The sequence below is a fragment of the Zobellella taiwanensis genome, assembly GCF_003012795.1.
Taxonomy (GTDB): Bacteria; Pseudomonadota; Gammaproteobacteria; order Enterobacterales; family Aeromonadaceae; genus Oceanimonas; species Oceanimonas taiwanensis.
This window is the reverse complement of record NZ_PXYH01000037.1, coordinates 1-16,045: the sequence shown is the minus strand read 5'-3', so window position 1 is coordinate 16,045 and position 16,045 is coordinate 1. Positions and strand designations below refer to the sequence as shown.

Here is a 16,045-nt window from a genome sequence, read left to right as displayed (position 1 = left end):
CGAAGGTCAAAACCGGCATCACTGTCCCCGAGTTCGGGGTAAGTTAATGGCATGAGCCGTATACGTGGCCCGTATGTACGGTTCTGTGAGAGGGATGAGGCGGTAACGCCTCACCCTACTCGATATTGGCCGCAGCCAAAAGCGGCCACGGGTCCCGGCCCAGGCTTCTGCTTGTGCCTATACTCGGCACTGTATCCACATGAGACGGGCGGTTGCCGCCCGCAAAGGAGGCCCAAGATGGACAGCAACAATCCCCTGTGGCAAACCGGCTGGTACTGCAACGGCCAGTGGCGGGAAACCCAGGATCACTATGATGTCGTCAATCCGGCCAGTGGCGAGGTATTGGCGCGGGTGGCCCGCTGTGGCGGCGCCGAGACCGAGCAGGCCATTGCCGCCGCTGCCGTCGCCTTTGAAGACTGGCGCCATACCACGCCCAAGGAGCGCACCGCCGTGCTGCGCCGCTGGAGCGATCTGATGCTGGAGCATCAGGACGAGCTCGCCGAGTTGATGGTGCTGGAGCAGGGTAAGCCCCTGGCCGAGGCCAAGGGCGAGGTCGCCTATGCTGCCAGCTTTCTGGAGTGGTTCGGGGAAGAGGCCAAGCGGGCCGGCGGCGATACCATTCCCAGCCCCAGGCGGGAAAACCGGTTATGGGTGATCAAGCAACCGGTGGGCGTGGTCGCCGCCATTACGCCCTGGAACTTTCCCCTGGCCATGATCACCCGCAAGGTGGGCCCGGCCATTGCCGCCGGTTGCACCGCCGTGGTCAAGTCCTCCAGCGTAACGCCCCTGTGCGCCAATGCCCTGGCGGTGCTGGCGGAGCGGGCCGGCCTGCCGGCGGGGGTGCTGAACCTGGTATCGGGAGACTCCGGCCCCATCGGCGAGGCCCTGATGCAAAGCCCGGCCGTGCGCAAGCTGTCGTTCACCGGCTCCACCGGCATCGGCAAGAAGCTGATGGCCCAGGCCGCCGGCACGGTGAAAAAGCTGTCGCTGGAGCTGGGCGGCAATGCGCCCTTTATCGTGTTTGACGACGCGGATCTCAATGCCGCCGTGGCCGGGGCCATGGCCTCCAAGTTTCGCAATACCGGCCAGACCTGCGTGTGCGTGAACCGCTTTTACGTGCAGGACGGTATTTACGAGGCGTTTGTCTCTCGCCTGGCCGAGGCGGCCACGGCGCTCAAAGTGGCCGAAGGCCGGGTGGAGGGCGCCCAGCAGGGGCCGCTGATCACGCAGGCGGCGCTCGACAAGGTGGAAGAGCACGTGGCCGATGCCCTGGCCAAAGGCGGCCGGCTGGTGTGCGGCGGTGCCCGCCATGCCCTGGGGGGGACCTTCTACCAGCCCACGGTGATCGCCGACGCCCATGAGCAGATGCTGCTGGCCCGGGAAGAAACCTTTGGCCCGGTGGCGGCCTGCTTCCGTTTCCGCGATGAAGCCGAGGCGGTGAAACGCGCCAACGACACGCCCTTTGGCCTGGCTGCCTATTTCTATACGCGGGATCTGAACCGGGTATTCCGGGTGTCGGAAGCCCTGGAGTCGGGCATGGTGGGGGTGAACGAGGGTATTATTTCCAACGAGGTGGCGCCCTTTGGCGGGGTCAAGGAGTCGGGTCTGGGTCGGGAAGGCAGCCAGATAGGCCTCGACGAGTTTCTGGAAATCAAGTACGTGAACCTGGGCAACCTGAGCTGAATCCGTGCCGTCCGGGGCGGCGCGGACGGGAGCAAGACGGGGCGGCCTGTGCCGGTTTTGTGTGCACTTGGCCGGCCCCGGCACGGAATCGTCATGATTTTGCGTTAAACTAGATTCGAATGAACCGAATTTGACGCAACCCTGGAGCCATTATGCAGGAGGCCCGGCCATGACCCCGGACAAATCCCCCCCGTCTTCCACCGTGCTGATCCCCGTTTTCATTCCGGCGGTGATCGTCATCGCGCTGATGGTGATCGGCACCATGAGCAACCCGCAGCTGGCCGGCGACATCTTCTCCGCCACCCTGGCCTACATCACCCGCAGCTTCGGCTGGTTCTACATGCTGTCGGTGGCCATCTTCCTGGTGTTTATCGTCTCCATCGCCTTTACCCGCTGGGGCAACATCAAGCTGGGGCCGGATCACGCCGAGCCCGAATACAGTTTTCCCGCCTGGTTCGCCATGCTGTTTTCCGCCGGTTACGGCATTGCCCTGTTGTTTTTCGGGGTCGCCGAGCCGGTACTGCACTACGCCGCGCCGCCGGAAGGTCCGGCGCTGACGGTGGACGCAGCCAAGCAGGCGATGCAGATTGCCTTTTTCCACTGGGGCTTTCACATCTGGGCCATTTACGGCCTGGTGGGCCTGGCACTGGCCTATTTCGCCTTTCGCCACGGCCTGCCGCTGTCGATGCGCTCCACCCTGTATCCCATTATCGGCGAGAAAATCCACGGCCCTATGGGCCATGTGGTGGATATCTTCGCCATCCTCGGCACCCTGTTCGGCATTGCCACCACCCTGGGGCTGTCGGTGGCCCAGATCAACGCCGGTCTCAACTACCTGTGGCCGCAGATACCGGTCAACACCACGGTGCAGATCATCGCCATCATCGCCATTACCGGCCTGGCCATACTGTCGGTGGTGGCGGGCATGGACAAGGGGGTGAAGCGGTTGTCTATCCTCAATATGGTGCTGGCCATATCCTTGATGTTGTTCGTGTTCGCGGTGGGGCCGACCATCTTTATCCTCAACACCTTTATGCAGAATACCGGCAGCTACCTGAGCAACATAGTGGAGCGCACCTTCAACCTGCAGGCCTACACCGCCAGCGACTGGATCGGCAACTGGACCCTGTTCATCTTCGGCTGGACCATCGCCTGGGCGCCCTTCGTCGGCCTCTTTATCGCCAAGATCAGCCGGGGCCGCACCATCCGCCAGTTTGTGGTGGGGGTCATGGTAGTGCCGACCATTTTCACCTTTTTGTGGTTTTCGGTGTTCGGCGACACCGCCCTGCACCTGATCATGGTGGAAGGCTACACCGCCCTGATCGACGAGGTGCAGGCAGATCACGCCATCGCCCTGTTCAAGCTGTTCGAGCGGCTGCCGCTGACCTCCATCGTGTCCTTTATCACCGTCATCCTGATCATCACCTTCTTCGTCACCTCGTCCGACTCCGGCTCCCTGGTGATCGACTCCCTCGCCTCCGGCGGCGCCCAGCATACCCCGGCCTGGCAGCGGGTGTTCTGGGCCTCGACCGAAGGCATCGTTGCCGCCGCCCTGCTGCTGGCGGGTGGCCTGGGGGCGCTGCAGACCGCTTCCATCGTCAGTGCCCTGCCGTTTGCCATCATCATGCTGATCGCCGCCATCGGCATGTGGCGCGCCTTGATCATCGAGGGCCACCACGAGGTCAGCCTGCAACAGCACATGCAGATGCGCCAGACCAAGGCCGGCCCCGGCTTCTGGAAAAAACGGCTGGCCAACCTGGTCGACTTTCCTCCCCGCGCGGCGGTGGAAACCTTTATCCGTACCACCTCCTTCCAGGCGATGCAGCGGGTAGAGCAGGAGCTGGAGCAGCAGGGCTGGGTAGCGGAAGTGGTGTTCGACGAGCCCAATTGCCGGGCCCGCTTCGAGGTATTTCAGGAGGGCAAGCTGGAGTTCATCTACGAAATCCGGCTACGCGGCTATGCCATGCCCGACTTCGCCTTTCCGGAAACCGGGCGGGATCTGGACGGCGACGATCACTACTACCGGGCCGAGGTGTTCCTGCGCCGGGGCGGCCAGTCCTATGATGTCTACGGCTACGATCAGCAGGACATCATCAGCGATATCCTCGACCAGTTCGAGAAATACCTGCACTTCCTGCACATCTCTCCGGGCATTCTGCCCTGGAAGATGGAAGAGCACGATGATGATCTCAAGCATGACGAGGCCAGGCCGGCGGACGACAAGCCGGCCTGAGCCGGAATTGCGATAAAAAATGGCGCTGTATTCAGCGCCATTTTTCCGTTCAGGGCGTGCCGAGCAGGGCTTCCATCGCCGCCTCCGCCGCATCGCCGGACAGGGACCCGGCGGGAGCGGGGGTTGGCGCCGGCTGTTCGAGCGCTTTCAGTTTTTGCTCCGCCTCGGCCAGGCGCGCCCGGGTCGCCTCCAGCTCTTCTTGCAGCGGCTGGGCCTGGGGAGCGGCCGGCGCCGGCTCGGCCACCGGCAGGGCCACCGGGGTGGGCGGTGCTGCCTGGGTCAGCCATCCCTGCATGGCCTGGGGCCACACCGCCGCCCGGCCGGTATGGGATTCGCTGAACACCCGGGTCTGGTTGTCGGTGTTCAGCAGCACCGCCATCTGGTTGGTGTCGGCATTCCATACCAGGCCAGCCTTGTCGGCCAGCTCCTGGCCGGGGGTGCGGGACATCAGGTAGAACAGCGGCCCTTCCTGTTGCAGCTCGCTGGCGGTGCGCAGCAAGCCGACGGTGGTGTCGTAGTGGGGGCCGAGCAGGCCGGTCATCCGGGTTTTAATCACCGGCTGCTCGAACAGGTTGGTGGCGTTGGGATCCAGCCCGACCATGGGCTTGAGCAGGGCCCACATCAGTTGCCCCGGGCCCATGGCGAGCAGGGGAGCGACGCAGGCGCTGAGGCTGAGGGAAAGCAGGGTGGCTTTGAGCAGGGTTAACAGACGCATCTGAAAATCCGATATAAAATAGGCTTCGACAAGGGTTTACCCAGGGCAGAGGACCGTTTTCGGCGCCGCTGGCGGGCCGGCGCAAATTAGCACAAGTTGCACCGAAAAGAGCCGGGGGCACGAAAAAATAATGCTCGGCCCACGCCGTCAACCACAGAGGTTCCAACATGAGCAAACACTGGCTGTCCGTACTGCTGGCCGCCCTGCTGCTGGCCTGCTCGCCGGCCGAACAAAAACATATTCGCCTGCTGAGCGGCGACTGGGATCTGGCGCTGGCCACCAGCCAGCTGGCCCGCGCCGAGCTGGAACGGGCCGGCTATGCGGTAACCGTGGAGGTGGTCAGCCCGGGACAGATTTGGGCCCGGCTGGCGGCGGGGGAGGCCGACGCCAGCCTTTCTCCCTGGCTGCCGGACGGCAGCCGCGCCCATGCCACGCGCTTTTTCGACCGGCTGCACGACCTGGGCCCCAACGGTCCGCCGCTGCGGCTGGGGCTGGCGGTGCCGGCATCCGCCGAGCCGAGCCGGGTCGATGAGCTGTCCGGCTCCGGCTACGGCGACAACAAGATTGTCGGCATGATGCCCGGCCACGGCATCATGGTACTGGCCGAGCAGGCCCTGGCCCGCTACCGGCTGGACGAATACCAGCTGCTGTCCGGCTCCGGCGAGGCCTACCGGCACTTGGTGGACACCGCCATTGAGCAGCAGCTGCCGGTGGTGATTGCCGCCTGGTCGCCCGGCAGTGTGATGGCCGGGGAGGGCCTGAAATGGCTGGCGGACGAGGCCGGCCATTTTCCCCGGTCCGAACGCCCCCACACCCTGATCCGCCGCGGGCTGGAAGAACAGGCCCCGGCGGCGGTGGAAGTGCTGCGCCGCCTGCGCTGGTCCGAGGCGCAACTGAACGAACTGTTGGCCCTGGCCGGCCCCGAACGCAACTATGCCCTGGCCGCCAACAAATGGCTGCGACTGAACCCGGTTCCCGCCGATTAGCCGCTTGACCTGGGTCATGGTGGCAAGCCGGACCCGGGTCTAGGCTGAAAGGAGCGGCCGCCATTGGTGGCGGGCCGCGGCTGTGATTGCCGGAGGATACAAGGATGAATACACGCAGAACACTGGCTTCGGCCCTGTTGCTAACCCTGGGGCTGGCGACCGCCCCCGTCCTGGCTCAGGGTGGTATGGGCGGACCTGGCATGGGCTATGGCATGGGCGTACCCGGTATGGGGTATGGCATGGGCTATGGTATGGGTGGGCCCGGCATGGGAATGGGTTATGGCATGGGTGGCATGCCCTGCGGCCTGATGGGCATGTCGCCCGGCTGGGGCGCCGGGGCCGAGCTGAACGACGAACAGCGTCAGCAAATCGCCGCCCTGCAACAGGAGCTGCACCAGGCCCAGTGGCAACAAATGCAGGAATTGCACAGCCTGCATGTCGGCGCCATGATGTCGGGCGGCGAGCCGGACAAGGCCGCCATCCTGGATCTGCACCGCAAGATGAGCGAAATCCACCTCAAAATGCTGGAACAACGCCTCGATACTCAGGAGAAAATCAGGGCCATTGTCGGCCCCCGTTAATTCGCCCGGCCCGCTTTGCCCGCCCCGGCGAAGCGGGGACAAGGGCCACGACAAAAAAGCCCGGCACCTGCATTGGGTGCCGGGCAAAACGGGCGGATCTGGCAAGATCCCCTCGACCAAGTAGTCCGTTAACTCAAAACGCGATCTCCACATTGCCGCTGGGTACGCTGCAGCAACTCAGCACATAGCCGTCGGCGATGTCGTCCTCGGTGATGCCGCCGTTGTGTTCCATGGCGACTTCGCCTTTGGTTACCTTTACCTTGCAGGTGCCGCAGATGCCCATGCCGCAGGCCTTGGGAATGTGCAGACCCACCTGGGCTGCGGCGCTGTGCAGGGTTTCCCCGGGCAGAATGCTGGCCTGCAAATCACTTTCCAAGAAGGAAACCTTCAGGCGATCTTCGGTACGCTCCAGCTGTTCCGCCAGATCCGAGGCTTCCTGGGCGAGTTGTTCCACGTCCTCGATGATCTCCACCGGGGTGGCACCGAAGCTTTCCTCGTGGTAGCGGTCCATGTCGAAACCGGCCTGTTGCAGCAGGTTGCGCACCGCCTTCATGTAGGGAGCGGGGCCGCAGCAGAAGATTTCCCGCGTCATAAAGTCGGGGGCAATCAGGCTCAACATGGCACTGTTCAAAAATCCCCGGTAACCGCTCCAGGTTTCGCCGATATCGGTGCGCTCGCAGATCAGGCTCAGATGAATATTATTCAGTCGCGAGTCCATGTGCTGCAGCTCGCGGTAAAACACCAGATCCTTGGGCGTGCGGGCGCTGTGCACAAACTGAATGTCCACCTCGGCATTGGTGTCGAACCACCAGCGCAGCATCGACATCACCGGGGTGATGCCCACGCCGCCGGACAGCAGCAGCACCTTGTCGTTGGGAAAATCGATGCAGTTGAAATTGCCCACCGGGCCGTGCACCGCCAGGGCGTCGCCTTCTTTCAGGTTGTCGTGCAGCCAGTTGGACACCACGCCGCCGGGCACCCGCTTCACGGTAATGGAAAAGCTGTAGGGCACGGAAGGCGAGGAGGCGATGGTGTAGCTGCGCATCACCGTCTGCTCGCCAATCTCCAGCTCCAGGGTCACGAACTGACCGGGTTTGAAGAAAAACAGCAGCGGGCTTTCTGCGCTGAAGCAGAAGGTGCGTACGTCCCAGGTTTCCTGGATCACGCGTACACAACGCACCGGATGGCGGCCATTGCTCCAGGTCTGGGTATTGATGGGGGATAGGAAGTCCTGATTCATCGCAGTTCTCCGAGGCGCGTTGAGTGAATGACCTGCTGTCATTGAGTGGCTTCATTCTTGATGAGAACGGGGCGACGGAATTGCCTGAAAGCGACATTGATATATCCGTTCACCCTGCGTGGGGCCTGGCCTCAGGCCGCGTCGGGGCTGGTGTGCGGCGAGCTGAAGGAAAGCATTGAGGAAGCGGGCGTGGACCGGCTGCTGCAACTGGACGGAGTCGAGGGCTACCAGCCGGAAGCCTGGACCGAACTGTGCCTGCAGGCAGACAGCGACTTTCAGCCGCTGCACTGGCTGTTCCCCGATGCCGGCGAGTCTGCCGAGCTGGGCCGGCGGCTGGCGGTGGCCCTGGGCGAACGGCCTGCCACCGGCGTATGGAAGTGGGAAGGCGAGCAGTTGATTGCCCGCAGCGGGGCAGGCCATCAGGACGTGACGCGTCCCCTGTGCCGGGTGCTGCTGCCGCTGGAAGAATGCGCCATGCCCTGTACCGAATATCGCTACGAGGCGCAGCCGGTGAGCTTTGAGCCGGGCAGCCTGCCGGCCGCCCGGGTACAGGACCGGGGCCGGGTGGCGGTGGACGACGGCTTTATGCCGCGCAGCCGCCAGGTGGGTGCCACCGGCACCTGGGTGAGTGCCCGGGTGTATATTGCCGTGGGCATTTCCGGCGCCGTGCAGCATTTGCAGGGCCTGGGCAAGGTGGAGAAGGTGGTGGCCATCAACCAGGACGCCGACTGCGACATGGTAAAACGAGCAAGCTTGAGCGCCATTGGCGACAGCCATGAAATACTGGCGGCGCTGATGGCGCTGGCAGAGGAACAACCGGCCCGGGAGGTGAGTAATGCAGCCTGAACAGTTGACGATTGCGGTGCTGGTGAGTGAAGGCCGCCACCCGGTATCGGGCCGTGCCCGTCGTGCCCTGCAGGACGCCTGCGCCCTGGAGCTGGCCTTTGCCCTGGGCGGCGAGCTGGAAGCCATCCACGCCGGCGATCCGACCCGGCCGGCGTTGCAGGATTACCTGGGCATGGGCCTGGAGCGGCTGACGGTGCTGCGCCAGGGTCCGGACGACGACGCTCTGGCGGTGCTGGCGCCCTACCTGGAAGAGCAGCAGCCCGACTTGCTGCTGACCGGCATTCACGCCGAGCAGGGCGAAGGCTCGGGCATGCTGCCCTACTTGCTGGCCGAGCACCTGGGCTAGCCCCTGGTGACCGGCATTGCCGCCATTGAGTCGATTGAGGGTGAGGAGGTCACCCTGCTGCAGGCCCTGTCCCGGGGCCAGCGCTGGCGCATTACGACCCGCCTGCCGCTGGTGGCCAGCGTGGACGAAGCCGCCGCCAGCCCGCGCCAGTTGGCCTTTGCCAAAGCACGGCGGGGGGCCATCAGCGAGCAGCAACCGGTGGCGCCCAGGCCCGATGTGGACAGTGCCGGCTGGCAGTGGCAGGACGCCAGATCCCGGCCCAAACGGCTGAAGGTGGCCCGGGCCAAAACCGCCGCCGACCGCTTCAAGCAGGCCACCGCCAAGGCTCAGGGCGGCAAGGGGCAGATCATCCGCAACGACCCCCAGGCCGCCGCCCAGGCCATTTACGACCTGCTGGTGGAAGAGGGCGTACTGCGCAAATAACACTTGTCTTGGGGAAGACAACATAACCACGCCGGCGGAAGCCGGCGTTTTTATTTTCTCATCTCTTATGAAAATGGAAGTCCATCAACACTCGATGCTTTCTCTGTGTGCTGGGTTACCCTGTTTTTCTTCCTTGCGCAGTTGCCGGTACAGGGCCCAGCCCGCTACCAGGCCGCACAGCGCCAGGCCGTACCAGATGGCGGCGGGCGGGGTTGCCGCCGCATCCCCCAGCAGGGCGCCGATCAGCACGTTGCCGAGCAGGGCCACGCAACCGCCCAGGCTGGCGTAAAAGCCGTAATAGCCGCCCAACGGCCGGTTGCCGGCGTAGTGGGGCAGGTGTGCGGCAAAGAGCGGAAAGCAGAGGATGGAGCCCAGCGACAGGCAGGCCGCCTGCGTCAGGCTGGCGGCCACCGGCCAGGGCTGCAGCCAGGGCAGGGCGAGGTAGCTCATACCCATCAGCCCCAGGCCCAGCCCCATGCCCCGGGCCACGCCCAGGCGGCGCTGCACCAGCTGGCTGGCGGGCAGTTGCAGCACCACGCCGATGATGGCGGTGAGGGTGAACACGCCGCTTAGCAGCCCGGTGGCCTGCTGCTGGCTGTTGATGTAGGCAGGCACAGCCAGGTACAGCTGGTGGAACAGCAGCTGGTAGGCGGCGGCCGTCAGGGTAAAGCGCAGGAAGGGGCCGTTGCCGATTAAATCCCGCCATTGTTCGCCCCAGGCGGGCGGCCGCTCCCGCACATTCCGGGGGCTGGGGGGCAGCATCCGCCACTGCAGGGCGGTCAGCAGCAGGAAGATGCCGCCGGACACCAGGCCTGTCACCATAAAGTCGATGTCGGTGAGCAGCATGCCGGCCAGGGGGCCCAGCAGCAGCCCGAGCTGGCTGGCCAGGTTGTGCAGGGCAAAGGCCTGTTGGCGCTGGCGGCCGTCCAGGCATTCCGACGCCAGGTAGGCCTGGGCGCAGGGGGTGAAGAGGGCACCGGCAAAGCCGGTGAGAAAGGCGGCCAGCAGCAGCAGCGGCAGATCCCCGGCCCAGCCGAGCAGGGCAAAGCCCAGGCTGCGAACCAGGCAGCCCAGCACGATGGCGGGCCGGTAGCCCAGCCGGTCGCCCAGGGCGCCGCCCAGCAGGAACAGGCCCTGCTGGCTGAACACCCGCATGCCCATCACCAGGCCGCTGGCCCAGCCGGTCAACCCCAGGGTGCTGCCCAGGTGAAAGGCCAGGTAGGGCAGGGTCATGTAGAAGGCGAGGTTGAAGAACAGGCCGTTGCACACCAGCAGGCGGGCCGCCGGGCTCAGCATCCGCCAGCTCTGGCGGTAGTGGGTTGTGGTCACGTGATTATCCAAGCGGTGCCGGACGGGCACTGGGGTTGCGTGTTAAGCCATGGTCCCCCGCCTTCGCGGGGGAGACGAACTCAGGGCTGGAGGAAGTCGCGGCCTAGCCGGCCGCCAGGGCAAAGGTGCGGCCCTGGCTGGCGATATCGTCCACGATCACATGGCCGAAGCCGCGGGAGCAGGACTCTACCCGCGCTTCCACCTGGTAGGTGTCGCGCAGCAGCGCCGGGGTGACGATGTCGGCGGTGGGGCCGCAAGCCACCTGGCGGCCGCCGGCGATCACCAGCGCCTGGTCGCAAAAGCGCAGCACGTGGTTGAGATCGTGCAGCGTCACCAGCACCAGCATGCCCTTTTCCCGCGCCAGGTCTTTCATGTGGCCGAGCACCTCCACCTGGCGCGACAGATCCAGCGCCGAGGTGGGCTCGTCCATCAGCACGATGTCCGGCTCGCGCACCAGCACCTGGGCCAGGCTGACCAGCTGGCGCTGGCCGCCCGAGAGCTCGCCGAGGTGGCGAAAGGCGAGGGAAGTGATGCCGAGCGCCGCCAGGGTCTGGTCGATGCGGGCCAGCTCCGCCTCGCTCACGCGCCAGCCGCCGCCCTGCTTGCAGGCCAGCAGCACCGACTCGTACACGCTGAGCGCGGCGCTGGCGGCGCTGTCTTGCGGCATGTAGCTGATGCCGCCGCCTTCCGGCCGCAGGCCTTCCACGTGCACCCGGCCGGGGCCGTCGATCAGGCCGCTGATGCGCTTGAACAGGGTGGACTTGCCGGCGGCGTTGGGGCCGATGATGGCCACCACCTCGCCCGCCTTGAAGGTGGGGGTGGAAATGCCCTGCAGCAGCAGCTGTTTGCCGTAGCGGGCACCGAGTGCCTCGAGCCGGATGCTTACCATGAGCGCCTCGTCTGGGACAGGATAAGGGAAACGAAGAAGGGAATGCCGATAAGCGAGGTCACCACGCCGATGGGGAAGATGGTGCCGCTTACCAGCGACTTGCTCACCACCGAGCTGACCGAGAGGATCAGCGCCCCGGCCAGGGCCGAGGCCGGCAGGAAGAAGCGTTGATCCTCGCCGATGATCATGCGCGCGATATGGGGCCCGACCAGGCCGATAAAGCCGATGGTGCCGACGAAGGACACCGGAATGGCCGCCAGCAGGCTTACCAGCAGCAGGGTCTCCAGCCGCAGCCGGCCGACCCTGACGCCGAAGCTCGCCGCCTTGTCTTCGCCCAGGCGCAGGGCGGTCAGGGCCCAGGCCCGGCGGACGAACACCGGCAGCACCAGCACCAGCGCCAGGGTGGTGATGGCCAGCTTCGGCCAGGTGGCCTTGCTGAGGCTGCCCATGGTCCAGAACACCACCGCCGACAGGGCCTCGGTCGAGGCGAAAAACTGCACCAGCGCCAGCAGGGCGTTGAAGGTGAACACCAGGGCGATGCCGAGCAGCACTATGCTGTTGACCGTCATGCCGCGCCGGGCGCTGAGCAGGTGAATAAGCAGGGCTGCCAGCATGGCCATGATAAAGGCGTTGAGCGGCACCATCCAGGCGATGGCCGCCGGGATAAAGGCCACTCCGAAGGCCAGGGCCAGGGCCGCGCCGAAGCTGGCGGCGGCGGAAATGCCCAGGGTGAAGGGGCTGGCCAGCGGGTTGTTGAGGATGGTCTGCATCTGGGCGCCGGCCACCGCCAGCGCCGCGCCCACCACCACCGCCATCAGTGCGATCGGCATGCGGATTTCCCACAGCACCACCCGCACCTGCAGCGGCACCGAGTCGGGCAGGAACAGCGCCCGCACCACCTCGCCCAGCCCGTAGCGGGCCGGGCCCAGGGCCAGGTCGGCGCACAGGCTGAGCAGCAGCGCGGCGGTCAGCCCCAGCAGGATCAGCTGCCGCCGCCAGACGATGGCCTTGTAACGGCCGCTGCCGGCGGCCGGGGTCAGGGCGTTACTCTGCATCGGTCAGCGATACCCAATAGCCGGGACGGTAGTCGACGGGCAGGAAGCGCTGGTGCAGCTCCTTGAAGGTGGCCTCCGGGTCGAGTTCGGCGAACAGCTCGGGGTGCAGCCACTTGGCCATCTGCTGGATGCCCACGAACTGGTAGGGGCTGTTGTAGAACTGGTGCCAGATGGCGTGCATTTGTCGGTGTTGTACCGCCGCGATGCCGGTCATGGCCGGACGATGGGTCAGTGCCTCGAGCTTGCGCCGGGCCTCGGCTTCGTCCTGGCCCGGACCCACGCCCACCCAGCCGCCGCCGGGCACATAGGCTTCCCACATGCCGCCGGTGACGATGACGTGGTCGGGGTTGGAGGCGATGATCTGCTCCGGGTTGAGGTTGCCGAAGGTGGCGGGAATGATGTCTTTGGCGATGTTCTCGCCGCCGGCCAGGGTCACGAACTTGCCGAAGTTGTCGTCGCCAAAGCTCATGCAGCACTCTTCCGAGTAGCCGCCGGCCCGGTCGATGAACACCTGGGGCCGAGTGGGTTGATGCTGCTCGAGCACCTCGGTCACCCTGGCGATTTCGGCGGCGCGCCAGGCGATGAATTCCTCGGCCTTTTCCTCTTCGCCGAACAGCTGGCCGTAAAGGCGCAGGCTGGGCTCGGTGTGGGTGAAGGGGTGCTCGCGAAAATCCACGTACACCAGGGGGATGCCGGCGGCGGCCAGTTTCTCGATGTATTTGGCGTCTTCGGTGGCCTGCTTGGACTCGATGTTCATGATGATGACATCGGGGTTGAGCGACACCGCCTGCTCCACGTCGAAGGTGCCGTCCTTGAAGCCACCGAAGGTGGGGATCTCGGCCATTTCGGGGAATTTTTCCAGGTAGGCGGCGTAGTTGTCCGGATCGGCGCTGGCGAAGTCATCCCGCCAGCCGACGATGCGCTGGAAGGGGTTTTCCCGGTCGAGCACGGCGGTGAGGTAAACCTGGCGGCCTTCGCCCAGGATGACGCGCTGCACCGGCACCTCGACCTCCACCTGGCGGTTGGCGATGTCGGTGACGGTAATGGTTTCGGCGGACAAGGCCAGCGACCAGAGGGCCGCGGCGGCGGTGAGTGCCTTGGTCAGAAGGGGGCTACGCTGCATGGTATTCTCGTTTGATTATTAGGATGCAGATGATACTACAAACAATTCTCATTTTGTAAATGGGTATTTATGTGAACACTATCCTCATACACTTACCCGCGAATACCGACAGGGTTTGGCAGCCCGGTCCTACTTACAGGGCCTTGAGCTGCCGGGAGGCGAATAGAGCAATAAAAGGAGGGAATTCGGGCACAGCTTGTGCGATTTGCTCGGTGACGGCAGCTACTGCTGTACCATCAAGAGCAGTTATTTATGTTCTTGTATTTATGGGTTGACAAGGATGCCAGGACAGGTTTGCGGATTGCGGTGCAGCGCTGCAGCAACAGGGCAGCCAGAATAATACTGCCGCCTGGCCAGGCCGCGGCTGCAGGTGCTTCGGCCAGCACCAGCCATACCCACAAGGGACCCAGCAACATTTCCAACAGCATCAGCAGGCCCACTTCGGCTGCTGGCAGGTAACGGGGTCCCTGGCTTATCAGCAGATAGGCCAGGGGGACGACTCCCAGGCCAAGCAGGGCCATCCAGAGCATATCGTGGGCGGGGAGTTGCAGGGTAGGTGCCTGGCTCAGGGCCACTATTGCAATGAGCAGGCCGGCGGGCACCAGGGATGGCGCCATGCTGACCGGCCGCGCGGCCCGGTCCAGCACCAGTTTTACAGCCATGCTGGTAGCACACAGCAGGGCAGAGATATCGCCCGTCAGGCTGCTCTGACTACCGGCCGACATGACCAGTGCCAATCCTACGCTGCACAATAACATGGCCAGCCAGGTGGCCGGTGCGGTTTTTTCGCCCAGCCAGACCCGGCTGAGCAGGGCGCTGAGTAAGGGAGCCACGCTCATGATGATCAGGGTGTTGGCCACGCTGGTCAGCCGAATGGCCAAGACAAAGGTAATAGTGGTGCATGCATAGCACAGGGCCGAGCCCCACCGCAGGCGTCGGGGTGCTCGCTGTTGCCGGCGGCACAGCCAGCCCAGGCAGGCACTCAGCAGCAGCCCTCGCCAGAAGAGCAAAGTCCATGGATCGGCGTTAATCAGCCGGATAAGCAGGGCATCCAGGCTGAGCACGGCAACACCACTCAGGGTTAGCAAGGTACCTTTCAGATAAGGCGTCATAATGGCTCCGACAGTGGGCGGGCCTATAGCATGACGTCAGGTGCCGGGGGGTACTGTTCCCCTATCGGCTACCAATGTAACAAATGCGACCTTGCTCTGTGGTTTGGCGATGGCCGGTTTCAGTAATACCGAACGCCGTCGCCCTGGCGGGCGAAGCCGATAAGGTTGAGCCCGGCGGCGCGGGCCTGCTCGATGGCGAGCGAGGTGGGGGCCGACACCGCCACCAGGGTGGCGGCGCCGAGCACGGCGCACTTGTGCACCATTTCATAGCTGGCCCGACTGGTGACGATGACGAAGGCCGGTGTGACCTGGACGCGCGCCAGGGCGCCCACCAGCTTGTCGAGCGCGTTGTGCCGGCCCACGTCTTCCCGCGCCGCCAGCAGGTTTCCCTCTGCGTCGAACCCCGCCGCCGCATGGGTGGCGCCGCTCTGGTAATGGAGCGGCTGCCGGTGGCGGAGTCCGGCAAAGGCGCGGTCGATGACGGCCCGCGCCGGCACCGGACCCGGGCTGACGGCGCACACCGGCGCCACCGCCTCGGCCAGGGATTCGGTGCCGCATAGGCCGCAGCCGGTGCGGCCACTCAGGCTGCGCCGCCGGGCCTTGAGCCGGAAGAAACACTCGGCGGCCAGCTCTATCTCCAGCCGCAGACCCTTGGGGTCGGCGTTGACCTCCACCCCGTAGATCTGCCCCGGCCGCTCGACGATGCCCTCGGTCAGGCTGAACCCCAGGGCAAAGTCCTCCAGATCCAGGGGGCTCGCCATCATCACCGCGTGGGAGATGCCGTTGTACACCAGGGCCACCGGCACCTCTTCCGCCACCCAGTCCTGGCCCTGGCCGCCGCTGAGACGGCCTACGCCCACTTCCACCAGGCCGGGTTCGGGAGCCGAGGTCTTGGGTTTGGGCTGTGCCATGGGCTCGTCCTCCTCAGTCTCCATGCCGGGCAAAGGCCAACTGCTCCCGGGTAAAGTCGTAGAAGCGTTGTTGCCAGTCCGACAGCGCCTGGGGCGCCTCGGCCGTCACCTGCACCGCCGTCACCTTGTATTCCGGGCAGTTGGTGGCCCAGTCCGAGTTGTCGGTAGTGATCACGTTGGCCCCGCTGTGCGGGAAGTGGAAGGTGGTGTACACCACCCCCGGCTGCATGCGGGTGCTGTGCTGCGCCCGCAGCACGGTACGCCCGGTGCGGCTGTCGATGCTCACTGGCTGGCCGTCCTCGATACCGCGGGCGGCGGCGTCGTAGGGATGGATTTCCAGTACGTCCTCGCCGTGCCACACGTTGTTGTCGGTGCGCCGGGTCTGGGCCCCCACGTTGTACTGGCTGAGGATCCTCCCCGTGGTCAGCAGCAGCGGGTAGCGCTCGCTCACCTGCTCGGTGGTGGGGATGAACTCGGTCACCACCATCCGCGCCCGGCCGATGGGGAACTGCTCTTCGTGCATCACCGGGGTTCCGTCGGGGTGCTCGGCGTTGCAGGGCCACTGGATGCTGC

The 16,045-nt window shown here is 65.2% G+C and carries 16 protein-coding genes; 7 read left to right on the top strand and 9 right to left on the bottom strand.

Translation table 11 applies throughout. The features are described 5' to 3' along the window. The first annotated feature begins 237 nt into the window (after positions 1-237). On the top strand, positions 238-1,683 hold the full coding sequence (locus C7I36_RS16715; RefSeq protein ID WP_106454813.1) for an NAD-dependent succinate-semialdehyde dehydrogenase: 1,446 nt from the start codon (positions 238-240) through the stop codon (positions 1,681-1,683). A gap of 169 nt (positions 1,684-1,852) precedes the next feature. After that, on the top strand, positions 1,853-3,916 hold the full coding sequence (locus C7I36_RS16710) for a BCCT family transporter (protein WP_106454812.1): 2,064 nt from the start codon (positions 1,853-1,855) through the stop codon (positions 3,914-3,916). A gap of 49 nt (positions 3,917-3,965) precedes the next feature. Here C7I36_RS16710 and C7I36_RS18005 read toward each other — a convergent pair whose 3' ends face one another. Beyond that, the gene (locus tag C7I36_RS18005; RefSeq protein WP_219899686.1) at positions 3,966-4,631 is read right to left on the bottom strand and encodes a hypothetical protein; all 666 of its coding nucleotides are present in this window, start codon (positions 4,629-4,631) and stop codon (positions 3,966-3,968) included. A gap of 167 nt (positions 4,632-4,798) precedes the next feature. Between C7I36_RS18005 and C7I36_RS16700 the strand changes: the two genes are divergently transcribed. Beyond that, complete coding sequence (locus C7I36_RS16700; protein ID WP_106454811.1) at positions 4,799-5,617, top strand: glycine betaine ABC transporter substrate-binding protein; 819 nt, start codon at positions 4,799-4,801, stop codon at positions 5,615-5,617. 104 nt (positions 5,618-5,721) lie between these two features. Next, positions 5,722-6,198, top strand: a complete 477-nt coding sequence (locus tag C7I36_RS16695) for a Spy/CpxP family protein refolding chaperone (RefSeq protein WP_146137354.1) — start codon at positions 5,722-5,724, stop codon at positions 6,196-6,198. Positions 6,199-6,331: 133 nt separating this feature from the next. On the opposite strand, the gene C7I36_RS16690 is transcribed toward C7I36_RS16695, so the two are convergent. Beyond that, positions 6,332-7,438, bottom strand: coding sequence for an FAD-binding oxidoreductase (locus C7I36_RS16690; RefSeq protein ID WP_106454809.1), 1,107 nt, complete (start codon positions 7,436-7,438; stop codon positions 6,332-6,334). 96 nt (positions 7,439-7,534) lie between these two features. Between C7I36_RS16690 and C7I36_RS16685 the strand changes: the two genes are divergently transcribed. The 3 genes from C7I36_RS16685 to C7I36_RS17585 are packed head-to-tail and all read left to right on the top strand — an operon-like array spanning position 7,535 to position 9,053. Continuing rightward, positions 7,535-8,284 carry an FAD-binding protein gene (locus tag C7I36_RS16685; protein WP_245880153.1) on the top strand — a complete coding sequence of 250 codons (750 nt, stop codon included), beginning with the start codon at positions 7,535-7,537 and terminating at the stop codon, positions 8,282-8,284. Further along, the gene (locus C7I36_RS17590; RefSeq protein ID WP_219899685.1) at positions 8,274-8,630 is read left to right on the top strand and encodes an adenine nucleotide alpha hydrolase family protein; all 357 of its coding nucleotides are present in this window, start codon (positions 8,274-8,276) and stop codon (positions 8,628-8,630) included. Before C7I36_RS16685 ends, C7I36_RS17590 begins: the two co-directional genes overlap by 11 nt. Positions 8,631-8,636: 6 nt before the next feature. Continuing rightward, positions 8,637-9,053 (top strand): hypothetical protein, encoded by a 417-nt coding sequence (locus tag C7I36_RS17585; protein ID WP_219899684.1) that lies wholly within the window; start codon positions 8,637-8,639, stop codon positions 9,051-9,053. Between the two features lie 84 nt (positions 9,054-9,137). Here the strand turns inward: C7I36_RS17585 and C7I36_RS16675 are convergent, their stop codons facing one another. The 7 genes from C7I36_RS16675 to C7I36_RS16645 all read right to left on the bottom strand — a co-directional run. Continuing rightward, positions 9,138-10,382: an MFS transporter gene (locus tag C7I36_RS16675; RefSeq protein ID WP_106454808.1), complete on the bottom strand. Its 1,245-nt coding sequence runs from the start codon at positions 10,380-10,382 to the stop codon at positions 9,138-9,140. A 103-nt stretch (positions 10,383-10,485) separates the two neighbouring features. Then, positions 10,486-11,271 (bottom strand): ABC transporter ATP-binding protein, encoded by a 786-nt coding sequence (locus tag C7I36_RS16670; protein WP_106454807.1) that lies wholly within the window; start codon positions 11,269-11,271, stop codon positions 10,486-10,488. Next, positions 11,265-12,326, bottom strand: coding sequence for a FecCD family ABC transporter permease (locus tag C7I36_RS16665; RefSeq protein ID WP_106454806.1), 1,062 nt, complete (start codon positions 12,324-12,326; stop codon positions 11,265-11,267). The genes C7I36_RS16670 and C7I36_RS16665 overlap by 7 nt, the downstream gene beginning before the upstream one ends. Next, entirely contained in the window at positions 12,316-13,449 is a 1,134-nt protein-coding gene (locus tag C7I36_RS16660; RefSeq protein ID WP_106454805.1) for an ABC transporter substrate-binding protein, read from the bottom strand. Before C7I36_RS16660 ends, C7I36_RS16665 begins: the two co-directional genes overlap by 11 nt. Before the next feature lie 236 nt (positions 13,450-13,685). Next, a complete protein-coding gene (locus C7I36_RS16655; RefSeq protein ID WP_219899683.1) occupies positions 13,686-14,561 on the bottom strand; it encodes a DMT family transporter in 876 nt (291 codons plus the stop codon). 119 nt (positions 14,562-14,680) lie between these two features. Further along, entirely contained in the window at positions 14,681-15,472 is a 792-nt protein-coding gene (gene fdhD, locus C7I36_RS16650; protein ID WP_106454803.1) for a formate dehydrogenase accessory sulfurtransferase FdhD, read from the bottom strand. 13 nt (positions 15,473-15,485) lie between these two features. Then, the coding region (locus tag C7I36_RS16645; protein ID WP_281258165.1) for a molybdopterin oxidoreductase family protein at positions 15,486-16,045 on the bottom strand (560 nt) is incomplete at its 5' end.

Bases quoted from the DNA above. Each gene is read 5' to 3' on its own strand.
- C7I36_RS16715 (WP_106454813.1), top strand. From the start codon at position 238: ATGGACAGCAACAATCCCCTGTGGCAAACCGGCTGGTACTGCAACGGC.
- C7I36_RS16655 (WP_219899683.1), bottom strand. From the start codon at position 14,561: ATGACGCCTTATCTGAAAGGTACCTTGCTAACCCTGAGTGGTGTTGCC.
- fdhD (WP_106454803.1), bottom strand. From the start codon at position 15,472: ATGGCACAGCCCAAACCCAAGACCTCGGCTCCCGAACCCGGCCTGGTG.
- C7I36_RS17590 (WP_219899685.1), top strand. From the start codon at position 8,274: ATGCAGCCTGAACAGTTGACGATTGCGGTGCTGGTGAGTGAAGGCCGC.
- C7I36_RS16695 (WP_146137354.1), top strand. From the start codon at position 5,722: ATGAATACACGCAGAACACTGGCTTCGGCCCTGTTGCTAACCCTGGGG.
- C7I36_RS16670 (WP_106454807.1), bottom strand. From the start codon at position 11,271: ATGGTAAGCATCCGGCTCGAGGCACTCGGTGCCCGCTACGGCAAACAG.
- C7I36_RS16665 (WP_106454806.1), bottom strand. From the start codon at position 12,326: ATGCAGAGTAACGCCCTGACCCCGGCCGCCGGCAGCGGCCGTTACAAG.
- C7I36_RS16690 (WP_106454809.1), bottom strand. From the start codon at position 7,438: ATGAATCAGGACTTCCTATCCCCCATCAATACCCAGACCTGGAGCAAT.
- C7I36_RS18005 (WP_219899686.1), bottom strand. From the start codon at position 4,631: ATGCGTCTGTTAACCCTGCTCAAAGCCACCCTGCTTTCCCTCAGCCTC.
- C7I36_RS16710 (WP_106454812.1), top strand. From the start codon at position 1,853: ATGACCCCGGACAAATCCCCCCCGTCTTCCACCGTGCTGATCCCCGTT.
- C7I36_RS16660 (WP_106454805.1), bottom strand. From the start codon at position 13,449: ATGCAGCGTAGCCCCCTTCTGACCAAGGCACTCACCGCCGCCGCGGCC.
- C7I36_RS16700 (WP_106454811.1), top strand. From the start codon at position 4,799: ATGAGCAAACACTGGCTGTCCGTACTGCTGGCCGCCCTGCTGCTGGCC.